This window comes from Arthrobacter sp. Y3221157, from assembly GCF_059089865.1.
The window spans coordinates 1-23,532 of sequence record NZ_JBNHFD010000058.1 but is presented as its reverse complement, the minus strand read 5'-3'; the positions used below and the strand labels follow the sequence as shown (position 1 = coordinate 23,532).

Below are 23,532 nucleotides of genomic sequence, written 5' to 3'. Positions count from 1 at the left end.
GCGCAAGGTCACGGTCAGAGAGCTTGCGGATGTAGCGCAGCAGCTGGGTTTCGGACCGGTGGGTGTTGAACACCGGATGCTGCAGGAAATCCGAGGTGCGGAGCACGGATGCGGGCAGTTCGAACCCCTTCGCCTCCCCGACGGGACCGGCGCCAAAGGCGACGGCAACGGCGGAAAGCGTTGCCGCCGTCGTCGTCTCATCAATGGAGACACCTACGGTGTCCTCGTCGATCAGGCGCAGGTTGATGCCGCGTGCCTCGGCGGCGGTGAGGACCTTGCGGGCCTTGCCCGGCACGCGGACGGTGAGGGTGTCAAAGAACGAATCGGTGACGAGCTCCCGGCCCACGGCGCCAAGCGCAGTGGCGAGGATCCGCGCGTTGTGGTTGACCCGCTCCGCGATGGCCTTCAACCCGTCCGGTCCGTGGTAGACGGCGTAGAAGGAGGAGACGATGGCCAGCAGCGCCTGGGCGGTGCAGATGTTGGACGTGGCCTTCTCGCGGCGGATGTGCTGCTCGCGGGTCTGCAGGGCAAGGCGGTAGGCGGGGGCACCGGCGTCGTCCTTGGAGACGCCCACGATGCGGCCGGGAAGCGTGCGTTCCATCCCGGTCCGGACCGCCATGTAGGCAGCGTGCGGGCCGCCGAAGAACAGCGGCACGCCGAAGCGCTGGGTGGAGCCGACGGCGATATCGGCGCCCTGTTCTCCGGGAGGGGTGATCAGGGTCAGGGCGAGGAGGTCCGCAGCAACGGTGACAAGCGCGCCGCGTTCCTTGGCCGCCGTGATGACCGCGGACTGGTCCCACACCCGGCCGGACACGCCGGGCTGCTGGAGGACAATGCCGTTGATGGCGCCGTCCGGCAGGCCCTTGGAGAGATCCGCGACCTCCACGTCGAAGCCCAGCGCCTCCGCACGGCCCTGCACGATGGCGATGGTCTGCGGCAGGCAATCGGAATCCAGGACCGTCTTGCCATCCTTGGCATCCTTGTTCTTGTTGGCCCGGCGCATCAGCAGGACGGCCTCGGCCACCGCCGTGGCTTCATCCAGAAGGGACGCGTTCGCCACCGGAAGGGCGGTCAGGTCCTGGACCATGGTCTGGAAGTTCAGCAGCGCTTCAAGCCGGCCCTGCGAAATCTCAGGCTGGTACGGAGTATAGGCGGTGTACCAGGCCGGGGACTCCAGGATATTGCGGCGGATCACCGGCGGCGTCACGGTGTCGTAGTAGCCCTGCCCGATCATCTGGACCGCGGTCTTGTTCCTGGCCGCAAGCCTGCGCAGTTCGGCGAGGACCTCCACCTCACTGAGGGCGTCCTCAAGCCGGAGCGCGTGCTCCTGGCGGATGGATCCCGGAACGGCAACGTCCACGAGCCCGTCCACGCTGTCGTAGCCGATGGCCTTGAGCATGGTGTCGACGTCGGCCTGGCGGCGCGCGCCGATATGGCGGTCGGCGAAGGCCGATGGGTTGGATTGAATCGTCATGAGGAACTCCAGGTCTGGCCGGCCACGGATGGCACGGCATGGATGGGTTCCTCCCCGCTCTGTATTGGACCTGAGAGATTCCGAGGACACCCGCTCATGGCAGGGCACTCTTGCACCGTCGGTGAGTCCGGCAGGAAGCCGGGCTGCTTTCCAGAGTCGCCTCGCTGTGACGGTACATGGGCCTGAGAGATTCCTGGGGAGGATTTGCTCCTACGGCGCCTGTCCGGTGGTTGTCCGGGAGAGCTCTCCCGTCACAGCTCGAAAGGCTTATTCAAATGTGGGTGATTCGGCTCACAAGGTACACGACCTTGCCTGCCCTTGGCAAATCGGGATGCGGCCGCACGGTTGCAATAGCGGCTCTGGCAGCCCGGCCACAGTACAGAAGTTAAGCATGCTTAGTGTTTATCCACTTAGGATGGAGGAGCACGGCAGCCTTCCCGCTGCAGGTCGATTTGAATGAGGTGACCATGGCCAGGCGCAGCAATCCCGCAGTACGAATCGCACAGGAAACCGCCCACAACGCGGTGTTCGACGCCGAGGGCAACCCCAAGCCCGGTGTCCACAACATGCTGCTGAGGGCGGTGGAAATCCAGCGTCCGTTCGTGGTGGCCTATGTCCGGCGGCTGCAGAAGAAGCATCCGCGTGCCACCGCCGCCCAGCTGGCCGACATTTTGGAGCGCGATTACCTGCGTGCGGTCACGGGCGGCGGGGCGGTGGTGGGTGCCACCGCCGCGGTGCCCGGCGTTGGAACGGTGGCGTCGCTGGGACTTTCGGCGGCAGCCACTGTCGGGTTCCTGGAAGCGACAGCCCTGTATGCCACTTCACTGGCCGAACTCCATGGCATCCGGCTGACCAACCCGGAGAAGGCCAGCACCATGGTCATGGCCGTCATGCTCGGCGAGGAGGGGACGTCCCTCCTCGGGGCGCTCAGCGGGCAGGTTGCGGGCAAAGGCGCGAACGCCACCCAGGCCTGGGGCAGCATGCTGTCCAAGTCGATGCCGATGCCGGGGTTCAGCAGCATCCGGAGCCGGATCCAGAAGGCTTTCCTCAAGAACCTGCTCAAACGCCAGGGCACGGCGCTGTTTGGAAGGGCCCTGCCCTTCGGGATCGGGGCGGTGGTGGGCGGAGCGGGTAACCTCATGATGGGCCGCGCCGTGGTGTCGAACGCCAAGGAAGCGTTCGGACCTATGCCGGACACCATCCCCGGGGAGCTGAAGGCCGCCGCAGCTCCCGACAAGCAGACGCTGGAAGGCAACACCTTTGGATCTCAACGCTGACCTCGGCGAATCATTCGGCTCCTGGAAGATGGGGCACGACGCCGCGATGTTCCAGCTGGTGACCAGCGCCAACGTGGCCTGCGGGTTCCACGCCGGCGACCCCATCACCATGCTGGACAGCTGCCGGGCAGCCTACGAGCTCGACGTCACTGTCGGTGCGCACGTGGGGTACCGGGACCTGGCAGGCTTCGGCCGGCGTTCGCTGGATGCCAGTTTCGATGAGCTGTTCGGCGATGTGCTGTACCAGCTGGGAGCGCTCGACGGCGTCGCGCACGCCGTGGGTGCCTCCGTGGACTACGTGAAGCCCCACGGGGCGCTGTACAACCGGCTGGTGCATGATGCCGGACAGGCCGAGGCTGTGGTGGCGGCCGTCAACGCCTACGACCCCGGACTGCCCATCCTGGGGCTGCCGGGCTCGGAGCTGCTGAAGCAGGCACAGGAGGCCGGCCACCCGGTGTTCGTTGAAGCCTTCGCGGACCGCGCCTACCAGGCCGACGGAACTTTGGTCCCCCGCTCGCAGGATGGCGCCGTCCTGCACGACGTCGATGCGGTGGTGGAGCGGGCGGTCCGGCTGGCCACCAAGGGCGAAGTGGTGGCCGTTGACGGCACCGTGGTTCAGGTCCGGCCCGATTCGCTGTGCATCCACGGCGATACTCCGGGCGCCGTGGAGATGGCCGCGGGAGTGCGGGCAGGCCTGGTTGCTGCCGGGGTTGACCTGGAGTCCTTCGCCTAAACGTCGGCCCCTGGCCGGCAGCGGCGCTCAGCCAAAGACCAGGTGGGCCACCGTGAAGATCGCCAGCCCGGCCAGCGACCCCACCACGGTGCCGTTGATCCGGATGAACTGCAGGTCCTTGCCCACCTGTAGCTCAATTTTCTGTGACGTCTCCTCGGCGTCCCAGCGCGCCACGGTATCCGTGATGACCCCGGCAATGTCCGAGCGGTAGGTGCGCACCAGATACCCGGCGGCGTCGCCGATCCAGGCGTTGACCTTGCCGGCGAGTTCGGGATCGCTGACCAGGCGGGAACCGAAGTCCCGGACCGCGGCCTTGAACTTGATGGTCAGGTCGCTGTCGGGATCGTCCACGGCACCCAGCAGGGCGTTCTTCACCGTTCCCCAGGTCCGGGAGGCCAGTTCGCGGACCTCAGGGTCCCCCAGGACCTGGGCCTTGATGTCTTCAGCTCGGGCGATCATCGCAGGATCGTGCTGCAGGTCCTGGGCGAGGTCGTTCAAGTACTTGTCGATCGACTGCCGGACCTGGTGGTTCGGGTCCTCTTGCACTGCCCGGACGAATTTGAGGAATTCGATGTACACCTTGTCTCCCACAAGCCCGTCCACGAACTGCGGAACCCAGGTGGGGGAGCGGTCGGAGACCAGCCGGCTCACCGTCTGGTGATTCTCGCTGACCCAGTCAGCTGCCCGGTCCACCAGCAGGTCAACGAGCTTGTGGTGGTGCCCGTCGTGGAAGATCCGCTCCGCCATCTTGCCCACCGGAGGTCCCCACGGCGGAGTGAGCAGATGTTTGCGCACCATTCCCTCGATGACCGCCTGGACGTCGTCGTCGTTGAGGACCTTGAACGCGCCGCGGATGAGCGCCGCGCCTTCCTTGGCCACCCGTTCCGCGCCGGCAGGCGTGGCGAGCCATTCACCGGCCCGGCGGGCGACGTTGACGCTGGCAAGCTTCTCATGGACCACCTGTTCGGACAGGAAGTTGGTTTCCACAAACTCGCCCAGCGAGGCGCCGATCTGGTCCTTCCGCCGCGGAATGATCGCGGTGTGCGGGATCTTGATGCCCATCGGGTACTTGAACAGCGCCGTCACGGCGAACCAGTCGGCAAGGGCGCCCACCATACCGCCCTCCGCGGCCGCCCGCACATACTGCAGCCAGGGATACTCGTCCTGAAGCGCGAAGGCGACAACAAAAACCACCGCCATGGCGATCAGCAGGCCCAGGGCCACCAGCTTCATTTTCCGCAGCGCTGCCGCCTTTTCGGCATCACCGGCACTAAGCCGGCGGCCGACGGCGGAGGCCGCGTGGGCGTGGTCCGGCACCGGGCGAGCGGGCTGGGGCGGGGCTTCCTGGGTAGTTGGCTCAGAGTTCACCTGCATATGCCAAGCCTAGCCCCGCAGTGGCGGCGCGGTCGGCTACCGTGTCTGCATGAGGTTTGAGGAGCCACTGCCGCAGAGGCCGCTGGTCTTTGCGCACCGCGGCGCGAGTGCCGCCTTCGCCGAACATACCCGGGCCGCCTACCTGCAGGCACTGGCGGACGGGGCGGACGGCGTGGAGTGCGATGTCCACCTCACCCGCGACCAGCATGTGGTCCTGCTGCATGACGCCAACCTTGACCGCACCTCGGACGGCACGGGGCCGGTGGCTGAGCGGACACTGCGCGAACTGCGGCATCTCGATTTCTCGTCGTGGAAGGGCGTGCGGATCCCGGAGGCGTACGGTGCCCGGTCCGCACAGTTCCTGACCCTGCCCGAACTGCTGGACATTCTTCGGGGAGCCGGGCGGCCGACCAGGCTCGCCATCGAACTGAAGCATCCCAGCCCCTACCAGCTGAAGCTTGAGGACAGGGTCCTGGAGCTGCTGCGCCGGGAGGGCTGGGATCCCGCCGGCTCTACCGTGGACAACGTGGCGGTGACTTTCATGAGCTTCAGCCCGGATTCGGTCCGGCACCTGCTGCGGTCCGTCCCGGCGCAATACGTCTGCCAGCTGGTGGACGACATCAATATCCACGAAATTCGCGGCGGGCTTGGCCTGGGCCCGATCACCGGTGGAGCCATTGCTAACTTGATGAAAGCCACGCAGCTGGAAGGCGAGCGGATCCTGGACGGCCGCCTGGCAGGGCTGGCGGGGCCGGGCATCGATTACGTCCGCGGGCATCCGGCTACCATCCGGCGCTGGCTGGGCTCCGGCCGGCGGTTCCGCGTGTGGACGGTGGACTCCCCGGAAGATGTGGCCCTGTGCCAGGAACTCGGGATCCACGAAATCACCACCAATGTGCCCGCCCGGGTCCTGAGCCAGCTCCAGATGGCTTCGCCGCAGGGACGGTAGGCGGCCGTGGGCAAACAGCCGGACGACGTCGGTCCCCGCCGCTGGTGGGCCGGGCCGCTGGACGTGGAGGGCCTCGCCCTGGGCGCCGTCTCCGCCGCAGCGGCAGCCTTGACCCAGTACACCGGTGGACGCCGAAGGTTCTCCACCACGCCGGCCCTGACCGCCGCCGCCTTCGATTCGTCCGGGCATCTGCGGATCGCCGGGCGGAAGCTGCAGGGGTTTGCCCCGTTGTCCGGGTTCCGGCGGACGAAGGACGGCTGGATCCGGCTGCACGCCAACTACCCGCACCACGAGCAGCGCCTGCTGCAGGCCCTTGGCGCGCGCTCGCCCGCCGGGGTGGATGCCGCGCTCCGGACCATGGCTTCCCTTGAGGCGGAGGCGGCAATCCAGGCAGCGGGCGGGATTGCCGCTGCCGTCCGGACGCGCAGCGCGTGGCTGGCCTCCCCGATGGGAGAGGCTGCCGGTTCCGGTCCGTGGATTTCCCTGACTTCCTCCGACGGCGAAACCACAGGGATGGGCCTGGCCGGGATGCCGGGGCCGGAAGCGGTTCCGGCAGGTCCTCCACCCGCTGGCGCAGGTCCTCCACCCGCTGGCGCAGGCGCCGGGGCACGCCCGCTGGCCGGCGTCCGCGTCCTGGACCTGACCAGGGTCATCGCCGGTCCCGTTGCCACCCGGCTCTTGGCTGCGCTGGGCGCGGACGTCCTGAGGATCGACCCGCCCCGGCTGCCCGAACTGTCCGACCAGTTCGTGGACACCTGTTTCGACAAGCGCAGTGCAGAGGCGGACCTCGGCCGCCCCGAAAACCAAAGCCGGCTGCGGGACCTCATTGCAGCTGCCGACGTGGTGGTCACCGGCTACCGGAAGGGGTCGCTGGACCGGTTCGGGCTGGATGCCGGTGCCCTGCTGGAGGCCCGCCCCGGGCTGGCCGTGGTCACGCTGAACAGCTGGGGTGCAACAGGGCCGTGGAGCAGCCTGCGGGGCTTCGACAGCATCGTGCAGGCGGCGGCGGGGATTGCAGAGCTGTACTGCCAGGAGTCGGACGACGGCGGCTGGCACCCGGGTGCCCTGCCCGTCCAGGCGCTGGACCACGCCACCGGGTACGGAGCGGCAGCCGCAGCAGTCACGCTCCTTGCCGGCCGCCGTCGTACCGGCCTGGGTGGAACCGCCCGGCTGTCGCTGGCGAGGACCGCGGGGGAACTGTTCTCCCTCGCCGGAACACACGAAGCAGCAGCAGGACTCGCGCCGCCCGACTACCGGACCATGGGCAGCTCCTTCGGCGAGCTCCGGTACGTCCCGCCTCCGCTGCTGCTGGACGGGCTGCCGCTCGACTACCGCAATCCGCCACCGCCCTACGGCAGCTCCGGGCTGGCCTGGGCCTGACCCGCCAGCGGCTCCAGACCGGTTTCGGACGCCCGTCCTCCTTGTGATTGAGTTGGACCATGCTTCTCTTGGGATCACCGGCCGTCCGGGTGGGTATCTCCATCAGCATCGCCACCGGGCTGTACGGGGTGTCCTTCGGGGCGCTGTCCGTCACCTCCGGGCTCAATTTCTGGCAGACCATGGCCCTGAGCCTCCTGCTCTTCAGCGGCGGCTCACAGTTCGCGTTCATCGGCGTGGTGGGAGGTGGCGGCTCCGGCATCGCGGCGATGAGCGCGGCAACGCTGCTGGGCGTGCGGAACGGCATCTACGGGATGCAGCTGAACGCGCTGCTCAGGCCCACCGGTTGGCGGAAATACGTGGGCGCCCAGCTGACCATCGACGAATCGACGGCCACTAGCACCGGGCAAACCGATCCGGAAGAGCAGCGCCGCGGATTCTGGGCAGCCGGCATCGGGATCTACGTGCTGTGGAACCTGTTCACCGCGGTGGGTGCCCTTGCCGGCGCTGCGCTCGGGGACCCCAGGCAATGGGGCCTTGACGGCGCCGCGGTGGCCGCCTTCCTGGCCTTGCTCTGGCCGAGGCTCAAAGGGCGCGAACCCGTGGCGATTGCCGTGGTGTGCGCCGTGGCCACGGTCATTGCCGTTCCGTTCGTGCCCGCGGGGGTGCCCATCCTGGTGGCCGCCGTCGTAGCGGCAGCCATCGGCTGGTTCAGCCACGGGCGCAGTGACGAGGGCCTCGAACCCGACGTGGATCCTTACCGGGAGCGCCACCGGCATGATGGGGGCCACGGAGGAAAGCATGACGGCGGCCGCCACGGGCCTGTTCCGGGAGCAGGCGCATGAGCCTCTGGTTCTGGCTTCTGGTGGCCTGTGCCCTGGCCTATGCCTGGAAACTGGTGGGCTACCTGGTGCCGGCCCGCTTCCTGGAGGATCCGCGAATATCGCGCATCGCAGGAACTATGACCATCGGGCTGCTCGCCTCCCTCACCATCGTGAATGCCGTGGCATCGGGCCAGTCGCTGGCCGCCGACGCACGGCTCGGTGCGTTGGCCGCTGCCGCCGTGGCCCTGGCACTGCGTGCCCCGTTCCTGGTGGTGGTTCTCGCCGGAGCGGGAACGGCAGCCCTGCTGAGGTTGCTGGGCTGGAGTTAACCGTTCGCCGAGGAGCCGCGCCAGGTGATGTGGGTCACTTCCGATGGCAGTCCCCGGCTGTACTATGGGAACGGCTATGCAGTCGGCCACGGAATTTCCTGTGAACGGGGACCATGGACAATCAGCTGCACGCTGCCGGAGAAAGAGCCGGCCGGCCCCGAAAAGATGCCCGACGGCGGGCGGGGCTTCCGTCCAAACGCTTCTACACGCGATTTTCTGCACTGTCCGACGTCCCGCCGGAGGATCTGGAGCTGCTGGCCGAGAGGCTGCGCGCCGGCCTGACGGCGGATCCCTCGTCGCCGGTTCCCGCGCTGCAGGCCCTGGTACGGCGGGAGATCCGCAAGAGGGGGGACGCTGCCAGCGGTTGACCCACTGCCGGCGCCAGGGACCGGAATGCCGTAAGTCCTGACGGGCGGCCAAAGGAGGAACCGGAATGAACGTAGAGTCACAGCCCGCGGGGGAGCAGCCCGGCAGGCGCCGTCCAGGCTACCGTGATCCCCGCGGCTCCGAGTCCACCAGGGACATGCGGGATACGGCGAAGCGCCGCCGGGACGCCGAGGAGAAGCTGCAGCAGCATCTCATCGAAGCGAAGGACCATGTGCCCAACGAACACCGCAGGGATCGCGGGCCGGGCGCCGGGCAGGAATAGGCGCGGCGCGGCCCCCGGCATCAGGCCGCGGCCAGCAGGAACTGCTTTGGTGGGGGAGGGTCTTGATCCAGCCGGAACGAAGATGATTCCGGCTTGCTATGCCACTCCGTGGGCGGCGCCGTCCGGCAACGCGGCACGGCGGCAGCTTTCTTCGACGGCCATGTCGTACCAGGCCTGCGCGCCAAATTCGGGTTCTGGCGTGTCAAGGTTCTGGTACAGCGCGTCCAGCAGGTCCGCTAGTTCATTCGCGCTTAATGTGGGCAGGACCTCTTCCGGATCGCGCGGATTGTTGAGGTAGTGCGAGAGCTTTGAACTGTTCATCGCGCTGCGGCCATCGGCTGCCGGAAATGCAGGAACTGCTTCATGGAGTCGCTCCATCTGGGATGTTCAGAGGCTGGCTGCGTAACCCTCTTGAGAAGTGTATTGCACCACGTGGGCGCCCACAATGGGTCCCGGATCCGGGGCAGCTGCACGGGAAGTGGCCGGCCCAAGTGCGTTGCCGGCAGGAACCTACCCCAGTCCGGGTTCGCCAAGGGCGGCCATCAGGGGCGCCGTGGGCGAGGTTGTGGCGGCAGGCACTGGAACATGCGGCGGCAGGGGGCGCGCCGGCCGGGCAGTGCGGATGGCATCCTCCACCAGTGCCAGCGGACGGCGCCAGGCGTCGGAGCCTGGCTCCATGGTGTCCACCACACTGATCAGCATGGCGAGCAGGCGGAACATGTCCGTCATGGAGATGTCGGGACGCAGGCTTCCCTGCCCCTGCCCCCGCACCAGCAGGACGCTGAGGGATTCCATCAGGGACCCCGCGATGCCGGTGAGCAGTTCGCGCCTGCCGGCCACGGCGCCCAGCAGATTGGCGTCGGCACTGGAGGCATCCATAAGGGACTCCAGCACCCGGAACAGGCCGGCGGCGGCATCGATATCGGCCAGCGCCCCCTCAATCACGGGATCGACGGTGAGCCGGAGTTGCCGGTTCAATGCCGCAAGGACAAGCTCCTCCTTGTCCGCGAAGTTCCGGAAAAGGGTGGCCGGGCCTACGCCGGCCGTCACGGCGATGGTCTGCAGGGGTACATCCGGACCGAACTCCCGGAAGCACTGGCGCGCCGCCGTAATGATCTTGTCCACGTTCCGCGCTGCGTCGGCGCGGAGGGGCTTGCGGGCGACTGCGAGACTCATGCCCAAAAGGTTAGCAACGCAACTGCGCGCCTTCACCGTTACTGAAGGGTAGGAGCTTATGTGACGGCGGCGGCGCCGAGCGGCCCGTTGCCCGCTGGGACGGCGTGGCAGACTGGCACCATGTTGCTTGCGTTTTCTGTTGCCCCGTCCGGCACCCCTGCTGAAGGCTCGCGGCCGGGTGACGCTTCCGTCCACGACGCCGTTGCCGCCGCTGTGAAAATCGTCCGGGAGTCGGGGCTTCCCAACCAGACGGACTCGATGTTCACCACCATCGAAGGCGAATGGGATGAGGTGTTCGACGTCGTCAAGCGCGCCACTGAGGCGGTGGGGCGGTACGGCAGCCGCGTGTCCCTGGTCATCAAGGCTGACATCCGGCCCGGTTACACAGGAGAGCTCACCGCCAAGGTGGAGCGCCTGGAGGACGCCCTGGCGGACGGCTCCTGAGTCATCTTTTCCGGTGGCCACTTGCCCTGCTTATTCTCTGGACCAGCAAGTCCGCCCGTGCCAAACTGTGGCAATGTTCGAGCACAAGCCCCGGCCGGAGTGGACGGCAGCTGAAGAGTACCTGACACGCGTGGTGGTCCACCCGGACCCGGCCCTGGAACAGGCCATCAGTTCCGCCGCGGAGGCGGGGATGCCCGCCATCGAGGTTGCACCGAATGCCGGAAAGCTGCTCAAGCTCCTGGTCCAGCTCTCCGGTGCCCGCCGCGTCCTGGAAATCGGTACGCTCGCGGGCTTCAGTACCATCTGGATCGGGCGGGGGCTTCCCGAGGACGGCACAGTGGTCACGTGCGAATTCCTGCCCAAGCACGCGGAGGTGGCCTGGGCCAACATCGATTATGCCGGCCTGGGCGAGAAGGTGGAGATCCGCCTGGGACCCGCGCTGGAAACCCTGGCTGCGCTCGTAGAGGAGGGCCGGGAGCCTTTCGACTTCATCTTCATCGACGCGGACAAGGAGAACAACAGCCGGTACCTGGACTGGGCGGTGCGGCTGGGCCGGCCCGGTGCCACTGTGGTCCTGGACAACACCGTCTGGGAGGGTGCCATCCTGGACCCGGACCTGGATCCCGTGAACGCCCCGGGCATCGTGGACGCCCTTAAGCTGCTGGGGGAGCACCCGAGGCTGGACGCCACCGTCATCCAGACGGTCGGCTCAAAGGGGTGGGACGGCTTCGCGCTTGCGAGGATCAGCTAGCCCCCGCTAAGCATTGTGACGGCCCGGCAGCAAGGCGTGGCAGGGGCAGTCGCAGGACCGTTACTAAGTATGCTTAGGATTGAGGTCCGGCTGAAGGGCAGCCGGCCTGGCCGCATCGGAGGTACATGATGAAAGCGTCTCCCACCCTTGCCAGCAACCTGCAGATGGTCCTCACCGACCTGATTGAGCTGCACCTGCAGGGAAAACAGGCCCACTGGAACCTTGTGGGCACGAACTTCCGCGACCTGCACCTGCAGCTGGACGAAATCATCGCTGCGGGCCGGCTTTTCGCCGACCAGACTGCCGAACGGATGCGGGCCCTGCACGCACTGCCTGACGGGCGCAGCGGCACCGTCTCCGCGGACAACCGGCTGGACGAGTTCCCTGAGGGCCTGACGTCCACCAAGGACACCGTCAAGCTGATCACCGCCCGGCTGGAACGCGCGGTGCAGACAATGCGCGACGTTCATGACGACGTCGACGACGAGGACCCCACCAGCGCCGACCTGCTCCACGCAGCCATCGAACGGCTGGAACAGCTGGCGTGGATGGTCAACGCAGAAACCATGTCCCCCACTGCTTCCGTCACCCAGCCGGCCGCGAACTAGTCTGCAGGCGCAGCAAAAGGGTGCTGCCGCATCATGCGGCAGCACCCTTTCACGTGGACCTAGTCCTTCTTGAAGGCGTCCTTGACCTTCTCGCCCGCCTGCTTCAGGTCGGCCTTTGTCTGGTCCATCTGGCCCTCAGTGCGGAGGCTTTCGTCATCCGTTGCCCGGCCAGTGGTCTCCTTGGCCTTGCCGCCCATCTTCTCTGCGGCGTTGTCGATCTTGTCGTCCAAACCCATGGCATTGCTCCCTTCGGCTGGTGGCCGGCGATGCCGCCAGCCATAATCCCATGCTAGCCAGACTCGGGACGCACCAACAGGGGTTGTCCCGCCTTGACCTGCAGATACTTGGGGGCAGAAGGATCAGACCAGCGGCGGTGCGCTGGCCACGATGTAGTCGGCGGCGGCGGGCCCGGTCATGGACAGGTTGTTGCTGTCCGGGTTGATTCCGTGGTCCTCCAGGGCCACCCAGAGGGCATCCGGCGGCTGGAGCTGTGCCTTATGGATCAGGCACCAGCTGGTGTACAGGCCGTACAGTTCGTCGCGTCCAAGGCCCAGGCCGGGCTCCCTGTCCGGAACAACTGCTTCGGCAAGGAATTCTTCAAAGTGGTTAGCAGGCATGTCCGCTCATTAGGGTCGACCGTGTGCCGCCGTATCTGCTTCAGCGGTCCTGCCGGACCAAGCGGGCCAGCAGAGTAATCACGAAAGTATTGCAGTGCGGATAACTTTGTCCAGTTAGGACACGGAAACCAGGGGTGGCAGCTGAGCGGATCGAGGGGGCCGACGGCGACTGGGGGGACTGGCCTCGGTCTCAGAGGAGGCCATCTCACCGCCGGCCCCGCCTTGCCCCGGGCCCTTGTCAAACCCGGGATCTTCAACTGGACCTACCTCTAATTTTCCCCCATCTTGGAGGTCCTGCCTAGTACCTGCGGTCGGTGCCGGGAGCGCGGTGGATGCAAAAGGCCACCGCACACGGAAGAGGTACAGTGCCCTGGGCCGGACACTGTACCTCTCCCTGCATAGCGGCTGCTGCTACTGCCTGTTGGTGTTTCCTTCGCCGCCCGGGGACTCCCGATGTTCGGCGCGGTCCCGCACCTTGTCCTTTACCCGGTCGCGGTGCGGCTCCGTTTCCTGTTGCCCGTTCTTGTCATTCGTGTCCGGATCTTCCGGGCTCCCGCCGTTTTGGGCGCTGTACTTTTCACGCAGTTCACGGCCATGCCGGATATCTTCTTCCTCCTGTGCCTGGAGTTTTTCGCTCTTCTTGGTGTCCCGCGGGGGCAGTTGGATAGTCTCTTCGGCCTTGATGCCGGCCTCCAACTGGCGGCCGCGTTCCAGTTCGGCGTCGAACTCGGCGCCGAACAGCAGGGACAGGTTCAGGATCCAGAGCCACAGGAGCATGATGATCACGCCGCCCAAGGCACCGTACGTCTTGTTGTAGTTGCCGAAGTTGCCCACGTAGAACCCGAAGCCGAGGGACGCAAGCAGGAAGACGAACAGGGCAATGCCCGAACCGATGCTCATCCACTTGAACTTCGGCTGTTTCACATTGGGAGTGGCGTAGTAGAGCACCGCGATGATGACGATGATGAGGCCCACCATCACCGGCCATTTTGCGATGTCCCAGACCGCGAGGAAAACGCCGCTCAATCCGATCAGGCCGCCCACTGCCTCCGCGACAGGACCGCTCAGGACCAGCATGCCGGCGAGGATCGCGATGAGGACAATCGCCAGGAGGGTGACCACCAGCATGGTTCCGCGCAGCTTTACGAACGGCCGGCCCTCATCCACCTCATACACCCGGTTCATGGCCCGGCCAAACGCACCAACGTAGCCCGATGCAGACCACAGGGCGGTGGCAAGGCCGATGACCAGCGTCAGCCCCGCCGCCGGTGCATTGGCCAGGTCCTCGACCACTCCGCCCACCGTATTGACAGTTTCGGCGGGGGCGAAACCACGGACGATCTCCAGCAGGGCAGTTGTGGTTTTTTCCGGATCGCCGAAGATCCCGATCACTGACACCAGGGCCAGGATGGCCGGGAACAATGACAGGACGGCGTAGTACGTCAGCGCTGCAGCGAGATCAGTGCACTGGTCTTTGTTGAACTCGCGCAGGGTCTTCTTGAGTATGTATTTCCAGGATGGCTTGTCCACGTCCCTGGGGCTGTCCGGCTTCCTGGAGTCGTTCGGATCCGGTGCCTGCCCTGCCTTGGCGGTGCTGGTTTCGGATGCGTCGTGAGTGGCCATGATGTGTCCTCTCGATCAAGGGCTGAAACGGACAGGCCGGCTCCGCGGGTGGCGGAGCCGGCCTGTCATAGAGTGCAGTTGGCTTGCGTTGCCGCGGCCTGGGATCAGGTGTTTTGGACGTTGGTTTTGGCGTCGGTGGCGCGGTCCTTGACGTCGGTGGCGGCGTGCTGGCCTTCGGTTTTGACTGCCTGGGCTGCGTCGGTCGCGGTGGCCTTGACGTTTTCCATCGCTTCCTGGGCCGGTTCCTTGAGGTCCTGGACCATGTCCTTGGCGGCGTCGGTGACCTTGCCGGCCAGGGGCTGGGCGGCGGTTTTGAGCTGGTCCGCGGCTTCGCGTTCTTTCTGGCTCGGCGGGATCAGGGATGACACGAGCATCCCGGCGCCGAAGGCGATCAGGCCCGCGGCCAGGGGGTTGCCCTGCGCCTTGGCTTTGACCTGGTCCGGTGCCTGGGAGATTGCGGTGCCGGCATCGGAGAACTTAGCGGAGACGTTGTCCTTGGCGCCGTGAAGGGATTCCCCGGTGCTGTGCAGGGCGTCGCTGGTGTGGCCGCCGCCCGAGTGGACCTTGTCCTGGACGGTGGAGGTGGCGGAGCCGACCTTGTCCTGCACCTTGGACGTGGCAGAGTCGGCTGCTCCCATGATTCTCTCCTTAACCCCGGTCACGGCGTCTTTGACCTTGCCGGTTTGGCGGTTGACGATGTTGGACGGGGTGACCTTGTCCGCGACGGCGTCCACGTTGGTGCCCAGCCGTGCGCGGGTTTCTTCTATGTTCTGGCGGATTGCGTCCGGGTTCTCGCTCATCGGTTGACCTCACCTGGTTTTAGGGTTGGGGGAATTTCGGAAAGGGTTTCGCCGGTCTGCGGCAGGCCCTTGATCTGCTTGAGTTCCTTCCGGCCAATGCTGGCCAGGATCGCGGCGATGATGCCCCAGACCACGGCGACGATCACGGCGGCCCAGCCCAGGGGCATCAGGGCGCCGAGGGCGAACATCAGGGCCAGGGACAGGAAAACCAGGACGAAGTGTCCGGCCACGCCGGCGCCGGCGAGCATCCCGCCGCCCTTCCCTGCCCTGGTGGCTGACTGCTTGGCTTCGGCCTTGGCTAACTCCACTTCCTGGCGCATCAGGGTGGACAGGTCCCGGGTCACATCACCCAGGAGCTCGCCAAGGGAGGCGTTATCGGCCTTCTGATGCGCCTCACTCGGCGCCGGCTCAGGAATCTGGCTACTCATCACAACCCGCCAGTCTGGCCATCCGCCCTGCGGTCCCGGGTGAGCGGGTCCCCAGCCATGGGATCGTCCGCCAGGTCGCGGTCGCGGAGGGGATCATCAGCAACCCGGTTGCCCGACCATGGTTCTTCCACCAGCTGAGGGCTGTCCAAGGCGCTGGCAGGACGCGCGGGTTCGGCATAACCGCTGCCGGGAGCGCCGCCGTCGTACCCTGCCGTAGTGGTGGCGGGGCCGGGGAGCTGGACCGGAGGGGGCGGGACGGTGCCGCCCGCAGGGGCGTACGCCTCGCTGTACTGGTCACCGTACGGGGTGCCGGAGTACTGCCCGGACAGGCCGGCGCTGGGGCGTGTTGTCGATGAGGTTTCCGGGGCGCCTGCGGTCAGGCCACGGGTGAGGCGTCCGGCCAGGACGCCGGCACCGGCTGCCAGCAGCAGGAAGGTTCCGGGGCGGTTCCGCGCAAAGCGCTGGACTTCGGTCAGAAGGTCCCCCGGTTCCTTGTTCTCGAGCCACGTTGCCATGGAGGAGGTGCGCTCAGCAGCCTGCCGGATGAGGTCGCTGGCCATGCCCTGCTGGTCCGGGGCGTCAGCCATGCTCTGCAGCTGGCCGGAGATGGTGCGGATGCCCTCGGCCGCCTTCTGCTGCTGCGTGCCGGCCTGGCTGCTGAGGCCCGTCTTGGCCTGGTGCAGCAGGTCCTGCGCGCTGTTCTTCGCCTCGGCAGCCACATTGGCAGCCTCACTCTTGGCCGTCTGGGCCACGCCCTGCGCGGAGTCCTTTGCCGTGCGGGCTACGTCCGCTGCTTCTTCCTTTGCTGCGTCCTTGCGGGACGTTCCTGACGTGTCACCGGTCTGTGGTACCCCGGTCGACGGAGTGGCGGCGGCTGGAAAGGTGGCGGCAGTCCGCTCGCCCGGTACTCCCGTTGAGGCCGGGGGAGCCGTGTAGGCGGGATCCTCGGGCCATTGGTTCTCTGTCATCTTCGCTCTCTCTTTCCAAGAAGGCCGGTTGTTGATCAAGAACCAGCAATACTGGCCGTAAAATAATAAGCATGATTACTAATAAAAGGTAAGTACCCTTGCTAAGCGAGTTATAACGGTTCCAGTAAACGTCACCCGGAATGGCGCAGGCCTGCCCGGACATCGAAGTGGAAAGTGGTGGGTAGTTTGGAAACAGCTCCATGGGTTTGGGTGGTAGTGGCCATTGTTGTGCTGGTCCTGATTGTGTTGCTGCTGGCAACCGGACGGCGCCGGAAGGCGATGCAGCAAAAACGCGATGAAGCCCACCGGGAAAAAGCGGCCGAAATCCGCCGTGAGGCACAAGACAAGGAACTTGATGCCCGGGAACGCGAGGCAAAGGCAGCGCGTGCCCGTGCAGATGCGGAGCAGGCGCAGGTGAATGCCGCCCGGCTGAAGCAGGAGGCCGATGCGACGGCCCGGGAAGCCCAGTCACTTCGCGCCGACGTGGCGGACCATACCCGCAAGGCGGATGAAGTGGACCCCGACGTCGGAAGGGATGGCAACAGGCGGGGGGCGGGGCCCCATGGCGACGCACGCACCGAACGCACTGAGGGCAGCCACGTGGATTATGACCGGAAGGATGCTGCGCGTGAGGAGGCAGCGCGCCGCGACGGCGACAACCCGCGGACCGGTATCTAGCCTGGCGACGGCTCCCGTCGAGAGGCCCGGGAGGCATCCCGGATCAGGGTTTGCGCGGTTTGAGGACGGGGGAAGGGGTTACTCCCTTCCCCTTTCCCATGCCCTCCAGGACTTCCTTGACGGCGTCGACGGATGAAGTTCGCGCTTCCCATCCCAGGATGCGGCGTGCCCGGCTGGTATCCATGACCGGTGCCCCGGCTGCCATGTCCACCCAACCTGAATCGGTGGGCACGAGCCGCAGCCACCAGGCGAGGCCCACCATCTTGTGGAGCAGTCCCATGGGGATCGGAAGGATCCTGCGCGCACCAACGATGCGCGCCAGTTCCTGGGGTGTGAGGACGGGTTCGGCGGCGATGTTGAATGCCCCGCTGGCCCGCTGGTCTATGACCCGCCAGTATGCCTCCGCCACATCGTCCGCGTGGACCGCCTGGAAGACGAGGTTGTCAGGTGCGGGCAGCAGCGGAACCCGGGGCCGGGCCGGCAGGAGCCGCGGGTATACGGGACCCAGGAAATACCTGCCGACTTCGCTGCCCGCGTCCCGCTGGAAGATCAGGCCCGGCCGGAGCCTCGCCACGGAGATGCCCGGCTGGGCCGCGGCGAAGTCATCCAGCAGTTTCTCCTGTTCGGCTTTGTGTCGGCTGTAATGCGAGCCCGGCATGCCCTCCGCCGGCCATGATTCATCCGTGAGCCTGTCCTTGGGTGCTTTGCTGTAGGCGCCGACGGAGGATGCGCACACAACCTGTTTGACGCCTGCTGCCTTGGCCGCCGCCAAAACGTTCCTGGTGCCTGTGACATTGGTCCGGTAGAGCTGCTCAAGGTCCCGGTTGGGTTGGATTTGCCATGCCAGGTGGACCACGGCGTCCACCCCGCGCAGCGCTGCCTCCAGCAGTGGCTTGTCCTGCTCCAGGCCGACATCCAAAGCGTGCCACGCAACACCTGAATACGGCTCCCGGGTGGTGTCCGGGAGCCGCCTGCTCATTCCAACCACCTCCAGGCTTCCCGGCCTTTTTGACAGCTGGCCCTGCAAATTCCGCAGCAGTGCTGTCCCTGCGTTTCCACTGGCTCCGGTGATGGCGATGCGCATGAAAAAGGCTCCTCGGCGGGGGTGTGCTGATTCCGCTTATGTGTTGAGCCTATAGCGGGAAGGATTGTTTTATAAGCAACCTTATGATTTCCTACTTCTAAGTCTTGCCGCAGGCTTTCGGAACCAGACTGAGGGAACCAACGACAATGCCCGAATATTTCGCCGCGCTTGCCGTGGATGCTACGCCAGTCCACCGGGAACAACCAGAACTCCCGCATCGAAACCCCTCAACCGCCGCCTCCGGACGCCTCCGGGAAACGTTTGAAAACGACCTGGTCCTCGGCTACCTGGACCTCGCGGAAGCCCTTGCCGGCCGGTTCGAGGCACGCGGGCGCGAACGGGCCGACCTGAACCAGGTGGCCTACCTCGGCCTGGTCAAGGCGGCCCGCGGTTTTGACCAGTCCAAGGGTGAAAGTTTCCCCGCCTACGCCGCCCCTACCATTACCGGTGAGCTGAAGAGGTACCTGCGGGACCGCACCTGGGTTGTCCGCCCACCACGGCACATCCAGGACCTCCGGACCAGGCTGTTCCGCGCCGAGCCGGAACTGACCCAGGCACTGGGAAGGAACCCCAGCGTGGAGGAACTGGCCGGAGAGCTGGGGACGGATCCTGCGGAAGTCCAGGAAGCCATCTCGGCATCCAGCAGCATGCACCCGGATTCCCTCGACGCCGTCAACCCCAACTCGGACGCGCCGCCCATTGGAGATGTGCTGGCCTGCCCGGAAACACCACTGGAGCGGCTGGAGGACCTGGCCTGCCTGCGTGAAGCGATGCAGGACCTGGACGCCGCGGACCGGGAGCTTTTATACCGCCGCTATTTCTGCGAGGAGACCCAGGTGCAGTTGGGGAAACGGCTTGGCATGTCCCAGATGCAGGTTTCGCGGCGGCTGGCCCGCGTCCTGGTGGAACTCCAGCGACGGCTTGAAAACAGTTCCCTTCCCGGCGGCACTGCCCAGGACGGCGGTACCCGCACAGCCAGCGGAAGCGCGGCGACAGGCCGGGCAGGCGGCAGCGCAGGATCATTGCGCAGCGTCCCCAGCGGCAGGGGTTCCGGCCTGGCCGCCAACGCCCACCGGATGGGTGCCAAGGCAAGGCCCGTTTAGTCCCTGAAAGCCAGTACGCCCGCCACGGAAACCATCTCCTCGGGAGTGCGGAAGGAGCAGTAGCAACCCAGAATTTCCTATCTTGCCTGTTCAGCGGCTCGGATCTTTCCGGTCCGAAAGCCGAGAAAAGCCCGCGTCCCTGTTTAGGAGCAGTAGGAGGAGGGAACAGGTTGGATATGGGAAGCTCCGAAACGTCCAAGTTCCGCGCTGTCCTGTTCGACCGGGACGGAACCCTGGTGGTCGATGTGCCGTACAACGGGGACCCAGCACTGGTCCGGCCGATGCCGGGCGCCAAAGCCGTGCTGGACAGCCTCCGGGCCGAGGGCATCGCCACCGGCGTCATCAGCAACCAGTCCGGCATCGCGCGGGGCCTGATCACCGAAGCTGATGTGGCGGGCGTGAATGCCAGGGTGGAAGAACTGCTGGGGCCCTTCGACGTGTGGGAAGTGTGCCCGCACTCGGAGCAGGACGGCTGCACCTGCCGGAAGCCGCAGCCCGCGATGATCCACAGCGCCTGCCGGAAGCTGGGCATCGCCGAATCCGAGGCAGCACTCATTGGCGACATCGGGGCCGATGTGCGTGCCGCGGAGGCCGCCGGAGCAACAGGCGTGCTGGTTCCCACCCCGGTGACCCGGGCTGAGGAGGTGGCAGCGGCGCGGCTGGTCGCCCCTGACTTGGCGGGCGCCGTCGGCCTGCTGCAGGGGGCGCCCTGATGGGCCGCGTGCTGGTGGCACGCCTGGACAGCATGGGCGATGTCCTCCTGGCCGGGCCTGCGGTCCGGGCGGTGGCCCACGGCAGGATTCCTGACGGCAGCGGCGCCAACCACGTGGTGATGCTGTGCGGCCGGCAGGGGGAGGCTGCCGCTGCGCTGCTGCCCGGTGCCGCGGAGGTCTACAGCTGGGACAGCCCGTGGATCATGAACCCCGCGCCAAAGATGACCGGTCCCCACGCGGACCGGCTCATCGATTTCGTCCGCAATTCAAGGATCACCGAAGCGGTCATCCTCACTTCCTTCCACCAGTCCCCGCTGCCGCTGGCCCTGCTGCTGAGGCTGGCCGGCGTGGAGCGGATCACCGGCGCGTCCACTGACTACGCCGGTTCGCTGCTGGATGTCCGGCTCAAACCCGGGGAGGATTTCCCGGAGGACCAGCCCGAGGCCGAGCGGGCGCTGGGCATCGCGCAGGCCGCCGGGTTCCGGCTGCCGGCCGGTGACGACGGCAAGCTCCGCTTGGCGTCCATCCCCGATGTACGGGATTTAGTGGGAACCGAACCTTACGTGGTGGTCCATCCAGGGGCTGCCGTCCCGGCCAGGGCGTGGCCGCCGCTGCACCACGCGGCGGCCGTCGAACTCCTGCAGGGCGCGGGTCACCGTGTGGTGGTCACGGGTGGTCCCAACGAGGCCTCCCTGACCGCCACGGTGGCCGGTCCCTCGGCGCTGGACCTCGGCGGCCGGACCGACCTTTCCACCCTGGCGGGGGTCATGGCGGGGGCCGACGTGGTTGTCACGGGGAACACGGGCCCCGCCCACCTCGCAGCGGCAGTGGGCACTCCTGTGGCGTGCCTGTTTTCGCCCGTGGTTCCCGCCATCCGCTGGGCGCCGTACGGGGTGCCGCTGGAACTCCTGGGTGACCAAAACGCCGCCTGCCGGATGACCCGCGCCCGCGTCTGCCCGGTCCCGGGCCATCCCTGCCTCGACTCCGTCTCACCCGAGGAGGTGGTTGCTGCCGTCGAACGGCTGATCGGCGGAGTCAGCTCCTTCAGCACCCATGTCAGCACCCGTAGAAAGGCCCGTAACAGATGAAAATGCTGCTCTGGCATGTCCACGGTTCCTGGACGGACGCGTTTGTTCGCGGACGTCATGAGTACCTGCTTCCTGTCCTGCCGGAAGGTGGTGCCTGGGGACTTGGCCGTGCCGGCAGGGACTGGCCGCCTTCAGTGCGCGAGGTGGACCTGGCAACGCTCGACGCCGGCGCTGTTGACGCCGTCGTGCTTCAACGCCCCGAAGAGCTCGCGGAAGTGGCCCGGCTGCTGGGGCGGACCCCGGGCCGCGACCTGCCGGCGGTGTACGTGGAGCACAACACCCCCAAGGGCAACTTCCCGAATACCGGCCATCCGCTCGCGGACCAGGACAGTATCCCGGTGGTCCACGTGACCCATTTCAACAGGCTGGCCTGGGACAACGGCTCCGCCCCCGTCACCGTCATTGAGCACGGCATCCCGGATCCCGGACACCTTTACACCGGGGAGTTGGCCGAGCTGGGTGTGGTGGTCAACGAGCCGGTGCGGCGCGGCCGGGTGACGGGGACGGATTTGCTGCCGGCCTTTGCCTCGGTGGCACCCCTCCAGGTGTTCGGCATGAAGACGGACGGGCTCGCTGCGGCCACCGGGATAGATGCCTCCAGGCTGACGGCCCGGGGCGACCTGAAGACGCAGGAACTGCACCGGGAATTGGCCCGGTGCCGCGTCTACGTGCACCCCATGCGCTGGACGTCCCTGGGCCTGTCCCTCCTGGAAGCCATGCACCTGGGGATGCCGGTGGTGGCCCTGGCCACCACCGAAGCGCCGCGGGCGGTGCCGCCGGAAGCCGGCGCCGTGTCCGCCGACATTGACGAGCTGCTCCGCTGTGCGCAGCGGCTGGTCGCCAACCCGGATGAAGCCCGACGGCGGGGCGCAGCCGCCCGTGAGGCGGCACTGGAGCGCTACAACCTGGGCACGTTCCAGGACCGCTGGGATGAGCTGCTGGCGGACCTGCGGAGCCAGCCCCGGCACTCCGTCAATGAGCACCCGGACGAGCGGATCCTTGTCCCGGCGCTAGAGAGGAAGACCCCATGAAAATCGCCATGATTTCTGAGCACGCCAGTCCGCTGGCAGCCCTGGGCGGAGTGGACGCGGGCGGACAGAACGTCCATGTTGCCGCGCTGTCCGAGGCGCTCGCCGAGCGGGGCCACCACGTCACCGTCTATACCCGCAGGGATGCAACGGAGCTTCCCCCCAGGGTCCGGGTGGGGCGCCGGCTTGAGGTTGTCCATGTCGATGCCGGACCCGCCCGGCACGTTCCCAAGGATGAGCTGCTGCCCTATATGGGGGAGCTCGCTGACGGGGTGGCCCGGGACTGGGGCCAGCGGCCGCCGGACGTGGTGCACGGGCACTTCTGGATGTCGGGCCTCGCCGCGCTTGACGCTGCGCGCCGGCCCGACGCCGGATACCGCGTCCCGGTGATCCAGACCTTCCACGCCCTCGGCACGGTGAAACGCCGGCACCAGGGCGCAGAGGACACCAGCCCCGCCGAACGCCGCTGGCTCGAGCCCGGAGTGGGGCGCTCTGCGGACCGGATCATCGCCACCTGCTCCGACGAGGTCTTCGAGCTCAAGGCCATGGGTATCACCACGGGCAAGATCTCCATCGCCCCCTGCGGCGTGGACCTGGGCTTCTTCTCCGCTGAGGGACCCGCGGCCGCCCGGAAGCGCCGCTACCGGATCCTCTCGGTGGGGCGGCTGGTTCCGCGCAAGGGTGTCGACCTGGTGATCCGCGCCCTGCCGCACCTGCGCGCCGCGGGATTCGACGACGTCGAGCTCCTCATTGTGGGCGGCGGCGGCGACTCCGGGGTGCTGCACGCGGACCCGGAGGTGCGCCGGCTGCTGGCCCTGGCTGCCGAACTGGGCGTCGAGGACCAGGTGTCGCTACAGGGGCAGGTGACCCGCGCCGAAATGCCCGGGATCTTCCGCAGCGCCGATGCCGTGGTGTGCGCGCCCTGGTACGAGCCGTTCGGCATCGTCCCGTTGGAGGCGATGGCCTGCGGCGTTCCGGTGGTGGCGGCTGCCGTAGGCGGCCTGCGGGACACCGTGGTGGACCACGCCACCGGCCTGCACGTGCCCCCGCGGGACCCGGAAGCAATCGCTTCGGCGCTCGCGCTGCTGCTCGGAAACCCGGACCTGCGCACCGAACTCGGCAACGCCGGCCAGGTGCGTGCCCGCACCAGGTACTCGTGGGAGCGGGTGGCCGCCGAAACGGAGAAGGCCTACCAGCTCGCCGTGGCGGACACCCCGGCCGGTGCCATACCCATGGAAGGAGCAGCGCTGTGACTGCTGAATGGTCCCTGAGGGAAGCCGACCTGACGGCGCTGGCCACCGCGCCGGCGCTGCCCGCAGTGCTGCCGGGAGCGGCCTTTGTCGACCCGGACAGTGCCGACGCCGTCCGCAGCCACCTGGACAACGTGGTTCCGGCGCTCGATTCGCTCCGCAGCCAGTCCGGCAGGCTCGCCGCCTG

At 67.1% G+C, this 23,532-nt stretch carries 28 protein-coding genes, 1 pseudogene and 1 riboswitch; of the genes and pseudogenes, 18 read left to right on the top strand and 11 right to left on the bottom strand.

The features are described from left to right. Window positions 1-1,474: glycine dehydrogenase (locus tag AC5RTT_RS14165; protein ID WP_494145730.1), on the bottom strand; the 1,474-nt coding region annotated here is incomplete at its 3' end. Window positions 1,475-1,634: 160 nt separating this feature from the next. Continuing rightward, window positions 1,635-1,735: riboswitch (glycine riboswitch) on the bottom strand. Window positions 1,736-1,941: 206 nt separating this feature from the next. On the opposite strand from AC5RTT_RS14165, the gene AC5RTT_RS14160 reads away from it, so the two are divergent. Beyond that, entirely contained in the window at window positions 1,942-2,751 is an 810-nt protein-coding gene (locus tag AC5RTT_RS14160) for a hypothetical protein (protein ID WP_494145729.1), read from the top strand. Then, window positions 2,735-3,484 carry a LamB/YcsF family protein gene (locus AC5RTT_RS14155; protein WP_494145728.1) on the top strand — a complete coding sequence of 250 codons (750 nt, stop codon included), beginning with the start codon at window positions 2,735-2,737 and terminating at the stop codon, window positions 3,482-3,484. Before AC5RTT_RS14160 ends, AC5RTT_RS14155 begins: the two co-directional genes overlap by 17 nt. A 27-nt stretch (window positions 3,485-3,511) precedes the next feature. Here AC5RTT_RS14155 and AC5RTT_RS14150 read toward each other — a convergent pair whose 3' ends face one another. Further along, window positions 3,512-4,858, bottom strand: a complete 1,347-nt coding sequence (locus tag AC5RTT_RS14150; protein ID WP_494145727.1) for a DUF445 domain-containing protein — start codon at window positions 4,856-4,858, stop codon at window positions 3,512-3,514. Window positions 4,859-4,907: 49 nt separating this feature from the next. Between AC5RTT_RS14150 and AC5RTT_RS14145 the strand changes: the two genes are divergently transcribed. From AC5RTT_RS14145 to AC5RTT_RS14120, 6 genes are all read left to right on the top strand, one after another. Then, window positions 4,908-5,807 (top strand): glycerophosphodiester phosphodiesterase, encoded by a 900-nt coding sequence (locus AC5RTT_RS14145; protein WP_494145726.1) that lies wholly within the window; start codon window positions 4,908-4,910, stop codon window positions 5,805-5,807. Between the two features lie 6 nt (window positions 5,808-5,813). Next, complete coding sequence (locus AC5RTT_RS14140) at window positions 5,814-7,187, top strand: CoA transferase (RefSeq protein ID WP_494145725.1); 1,374 nt, start codon at window positions 5,814-5,816, stop codon at window positions 7,185-7,187. Between the two features lie 59 nt (window positions 7,188-7,246). After that, window positions 7,247-8,029, top strand: a complete 783-nt coding sequence (locus AC5RTT_RS14135) for an AzlC family ABC transporter permease (protein ID WP_494145724.1) — start codon at window positions 7,247-7,249, stop codon at window positions 8,027-8,029. After that, window positions 8,026-8,337, top strand: coding sequence for an AzlD domain-containing protein (locus AC5RTT_RS14130; protein ID WP_494145723.1), 312 nt, complete (start codon window positions 8,026-8,028; stop codon window positions 8,335-8,337). The genes AC5RTT_RS14135 and AC5RTT_RS14130 overlap by 4 nt, the downstream gene beginning before the upstream one ends. 113 nt (window positions 8,338-8,450) lie before the next feature. Further along, entirely contained in the window at window positions 8,451-8,705 is a 255-nt protein-coding gene (locus AC5RTT_RS14125) for a hypothetical protein (RefSeq protein ID WP_494145722.1), read from the top strand. A 65-nt stretch (window positions 8,706-8,770) separates the two neighbouring features. Then, on the top strand, window positions 8,771-8,986 hold the full coding sequence (locus AC5RTT_RS14120; protein WP_494145721.1) for a hypothetical protein: 216 nt from the start codon (window positions 8,771-8,773) through the stop codon (window positions 8,984-8,986). A 96-nt stretch (window positions 8,987-9,082) separates the two neighbouring features. Here the strand turns inward: AC5RTT_RS14120 and AC5RTT_RS14115 are convergent, their stop codons facing one another. Continuing rightward, window positions 9,083-9,307: a hypothetical protein gene (locus tag AC5RTT_RS14115; RefSeq protein WP_494010971.1), complete on the bottom strand. Its 225-nt coding sequence runs from the start codon at window positions 9,305-9,307 to the stop codon at window positions 9,083-9,085. A gap of 189 nt (window positions 9,308-9,496) precedes the next feature. Then, window positions 9,497-10,162, bottom strand: coding sequence for a TetR/AcrR family transcriptional regulator (locus AC5RTT_RS14110; protein ID WP_494145720.1), 666 nt, complete (start codon window positions 10,160-10,162; stop codon window positions 9,497-9,499). Window positions 10,163-10,282: 120 nt separating this feature from the next. Here AC5RTT_RS14110 and AC5RTT_RS14105 point away from each other — a divergent pair, with 120 nt between their 5' ends. The 3 genes from AC5RTT_RS14105 (at window position 10,283) to AC5RTT_RS14095 (ending at window position 11,965) form a co-directional block, all read left to right on the top strand. Continuing rightward, window positions 10,283-10,606 (top strand): thiamine-binding protein, encoded by a 324-nt coding sequence (locus AC5RTT_RS14105; protein ID WP_494010969.1) that lies wholly within the window; start codon window positions 10,283-10,285, stop codon window positions 10,604-10,606. A gap of 73 nt (window positions 10,607-10,679) precedes the next feature. After that, on the top strand, window positions 10,680-11,357 hold the full coding sequence (locus AC5RTT_RS14100) for an O-methyltransferase (RefSeq protein WP_494145719.1): 678 nt from the start codon (window positions 10,680-10,682) through the stop codon (window positions 11,355-11,357). A gap of 128 nt (window positions 11,358-11,485) precedes the next feature. Then, on the top strand, window positions 11,486-11,965 hold the full coding sequence (locus tag AC5RTT_RS14095; protein WP_494145731.1) for a Dps family protein: 480 nt from the start codon (window positions 11,486-11,488) through the stop codon (window positions 11,963-11,965). Between the two features lie 59 nt (window positions 11,966-12,024). Here AC5RTT_RS14095 and AC5RTT_RS14090 read toward each other — a convergent pair whose 3' ends face one another. The 6 genes from AC5RTT_RS14090 to AC5RTT_RS14065 all read right to left on the bottom strand — a co-directional run bounded on the left by AC5RTT_RS14090 (window position 12,025) and on the right by AC5RTT_RS14065 (window position 16,401). Next, entirely contained in the window at window positions 12,025-12,201 is a 177-nt protein-coding gene (locus AC5RTT_RS14090; RefSeq protein WP_494010967.1) for a CsbD family protein, read from the bottom strand. A gap of 123 nt (window positions 12,202-12,324) precedes the next feature. Then, a complete protein-coding gene (locus AC5RTT_RS14085; RefSeq protein WP_494053767.1) occupies window positions 12,325-12,582 on the bottom strand; it encodes a hypothetical protein in 258 nt (85 codons plus the stop codon). Window positions 12,583-12,993: 411 nt separating this feature from the next. Further along, a complete protein-coding gene (locus AC5RTT_RS14080; RefSeq protein ID WP_494145718.1) occupies window positions 12,994-14,205 on the bottom strand; it encodes a YihY/virulence factor BrkB family protein in 1,212 nt (403 codons plus the stop codon). A gap of 104 nt (window positions 14,206-14,309) precedes the next feature. Next, a complete protein-coding gene (locus AC5RTT_RS14075) occupies window positions 14,310-15,005 on the bottom strand; it encodes a DUF3618 domain-containing protein (RefSeq protein WP_494145717.1) in 696 nt (231 codons plus the stop codon). After that, complete coding sequence (locus AC5RTT_RS14070) at window positions 15,002-15,433, bottom strand: phage holin family protein (protein WP_494145716.1); 432 nt, start codon at window positions 15,431-15,433, stop codon at window positions 15,002-15,004. Before AC5RTT_RS14070 ends, AC5RTT_RS14075 begins: the two co-directional genes overlap by 4 nt. Then, window positions 15,433-16,401, bottom strand: coding sequence for a hypothetical protein (locus AC5RTT_RS14065; RefSeq protein WP_494145715.1), 969 nt, complete (start codon window positions 16,399-16,401; stop codon window positions 15,433-15,435). Before AC5RTT_RS14065 ends, AC5RTT_RS14070 begins: the two co-directional genes overlap by 1 nt. A 186-nt stretch (window positions 16,402-16,587) precedes the next feature. On the opposite strand from AC5RTT_RS14065, the gene AC5RTT_RS14060 reads away from it, so the two are divergent. Then, entirely contained in the window at window positions 16,588-17,079 is a 492-nt protein-coding gene (locus AC5RTT_RS14060) for a hypothetical protein (RefSeq protein WP_494145714.1), read from the top strand. Between the two features lie 43 nt (window positions 17,080-17,122). On the opposite strand, the gene AC5RTT_RS14055 is transcribed toward AC5RTT_RS14060, so the two are convergent. Next, on the bottom strand, window positions 17,123-18,163 hold the full coding sequence (locus AC5RTT_RS14055; RefSeq protein ID WP_494145713.1) for an NAD-dependent epimerase/dehydratase family protein: 1,041 nt from the start codon (window positions 18,161-18,163) through the stop codon (window positions 17,123-17,125). A 146-nt stretch (window positions 18,164-18,309) separates the two neighbouring features. Here AC5RTT_RS14055 and AC5RTT_RS14050 point away from each other — a divergent pair, with 146 nt between their 5' ends. The 6 genes and pseudogenes from AC5RTT_RS14050 to AC5RTT_RS14025 all read left to right on the top strand — a co-directional run. Then, window positions 18,310-19,266: a sigma-70 family RNA polymerase sigma factor gene (locus AC5RTT_RS14050; RefSeq protein ID WP_494145712.1), complete on the top strand. Its 957-nt coding sequence runs from the start codon at window positions 18,310-18,312 to the stop codon at window positions 19,264-19,266. 176 nt (window positions 19,267-19,442) lie between these two features. Further along, window positions 19,443-19,979 carry a D-glycero-alpha-D-manno-heptose-1,7-bisphosphate 7-phosphatase gene (locus tag AC5RTT_RS14045; protein ID WP_494145711.1) on the top strand — a complete coding sequence of 179 codons (537 nt, stop codon included), beginning with the start codon at window positions 19,443-19,445 and terminating at the stop codon, window positions 19,977-19,979. Further along, a complete protein-coding gene (locus tag AC5RTT_RS14040) occupies window positions 19,979-21,067 on the top strand; it encodes a glycosyltransferase family 9 protein (RefSeq protein ID WP_494145710.1) in 1,089 nt (362 codons plus the stop codon). Before AC5RTT_RS14045 ends, AC5RTT_RS14040 begins: the two co-directional genes overlap by 1 nt. Further along, on the top strand, window positions 21,064-22,098 hold the full coding sequence (locus tag AC5RTT_RS14035; protein ID WP_494145709.1) for a glycosyltransferase: 1,035 nt from the start codon (window positions 21,064-21,066) through the stop codon (window positions 22,096-22,098). Before AC5RTT_RS14040 ends, AC5RTT_RS14035 begins: the two co-directional genes overlap by 4 nt. Further along, entirely contained in the window at window positions 22,095-23,348 is a 1,254-nt protein-coding gene (locus AC5RTT_RS14030; protein ID WP_494145708.1) for a glycosyltransferase, read from the top strand. Before AC5RTT_RS14035 ends, AC5RTT_RS14030 begins: the two co-directional genes overlap by 4 nt. Next, window positions 23,345-23,532, top strand: a pseudogene (locus AC5RTT_RS14025) (phosphoheptose isomerase); the annotation flags it as partial. The gene AC5RTT_RS14030 and the pseudogene AC5RTT_RS14025, both read left to right, overlap by 4 nt.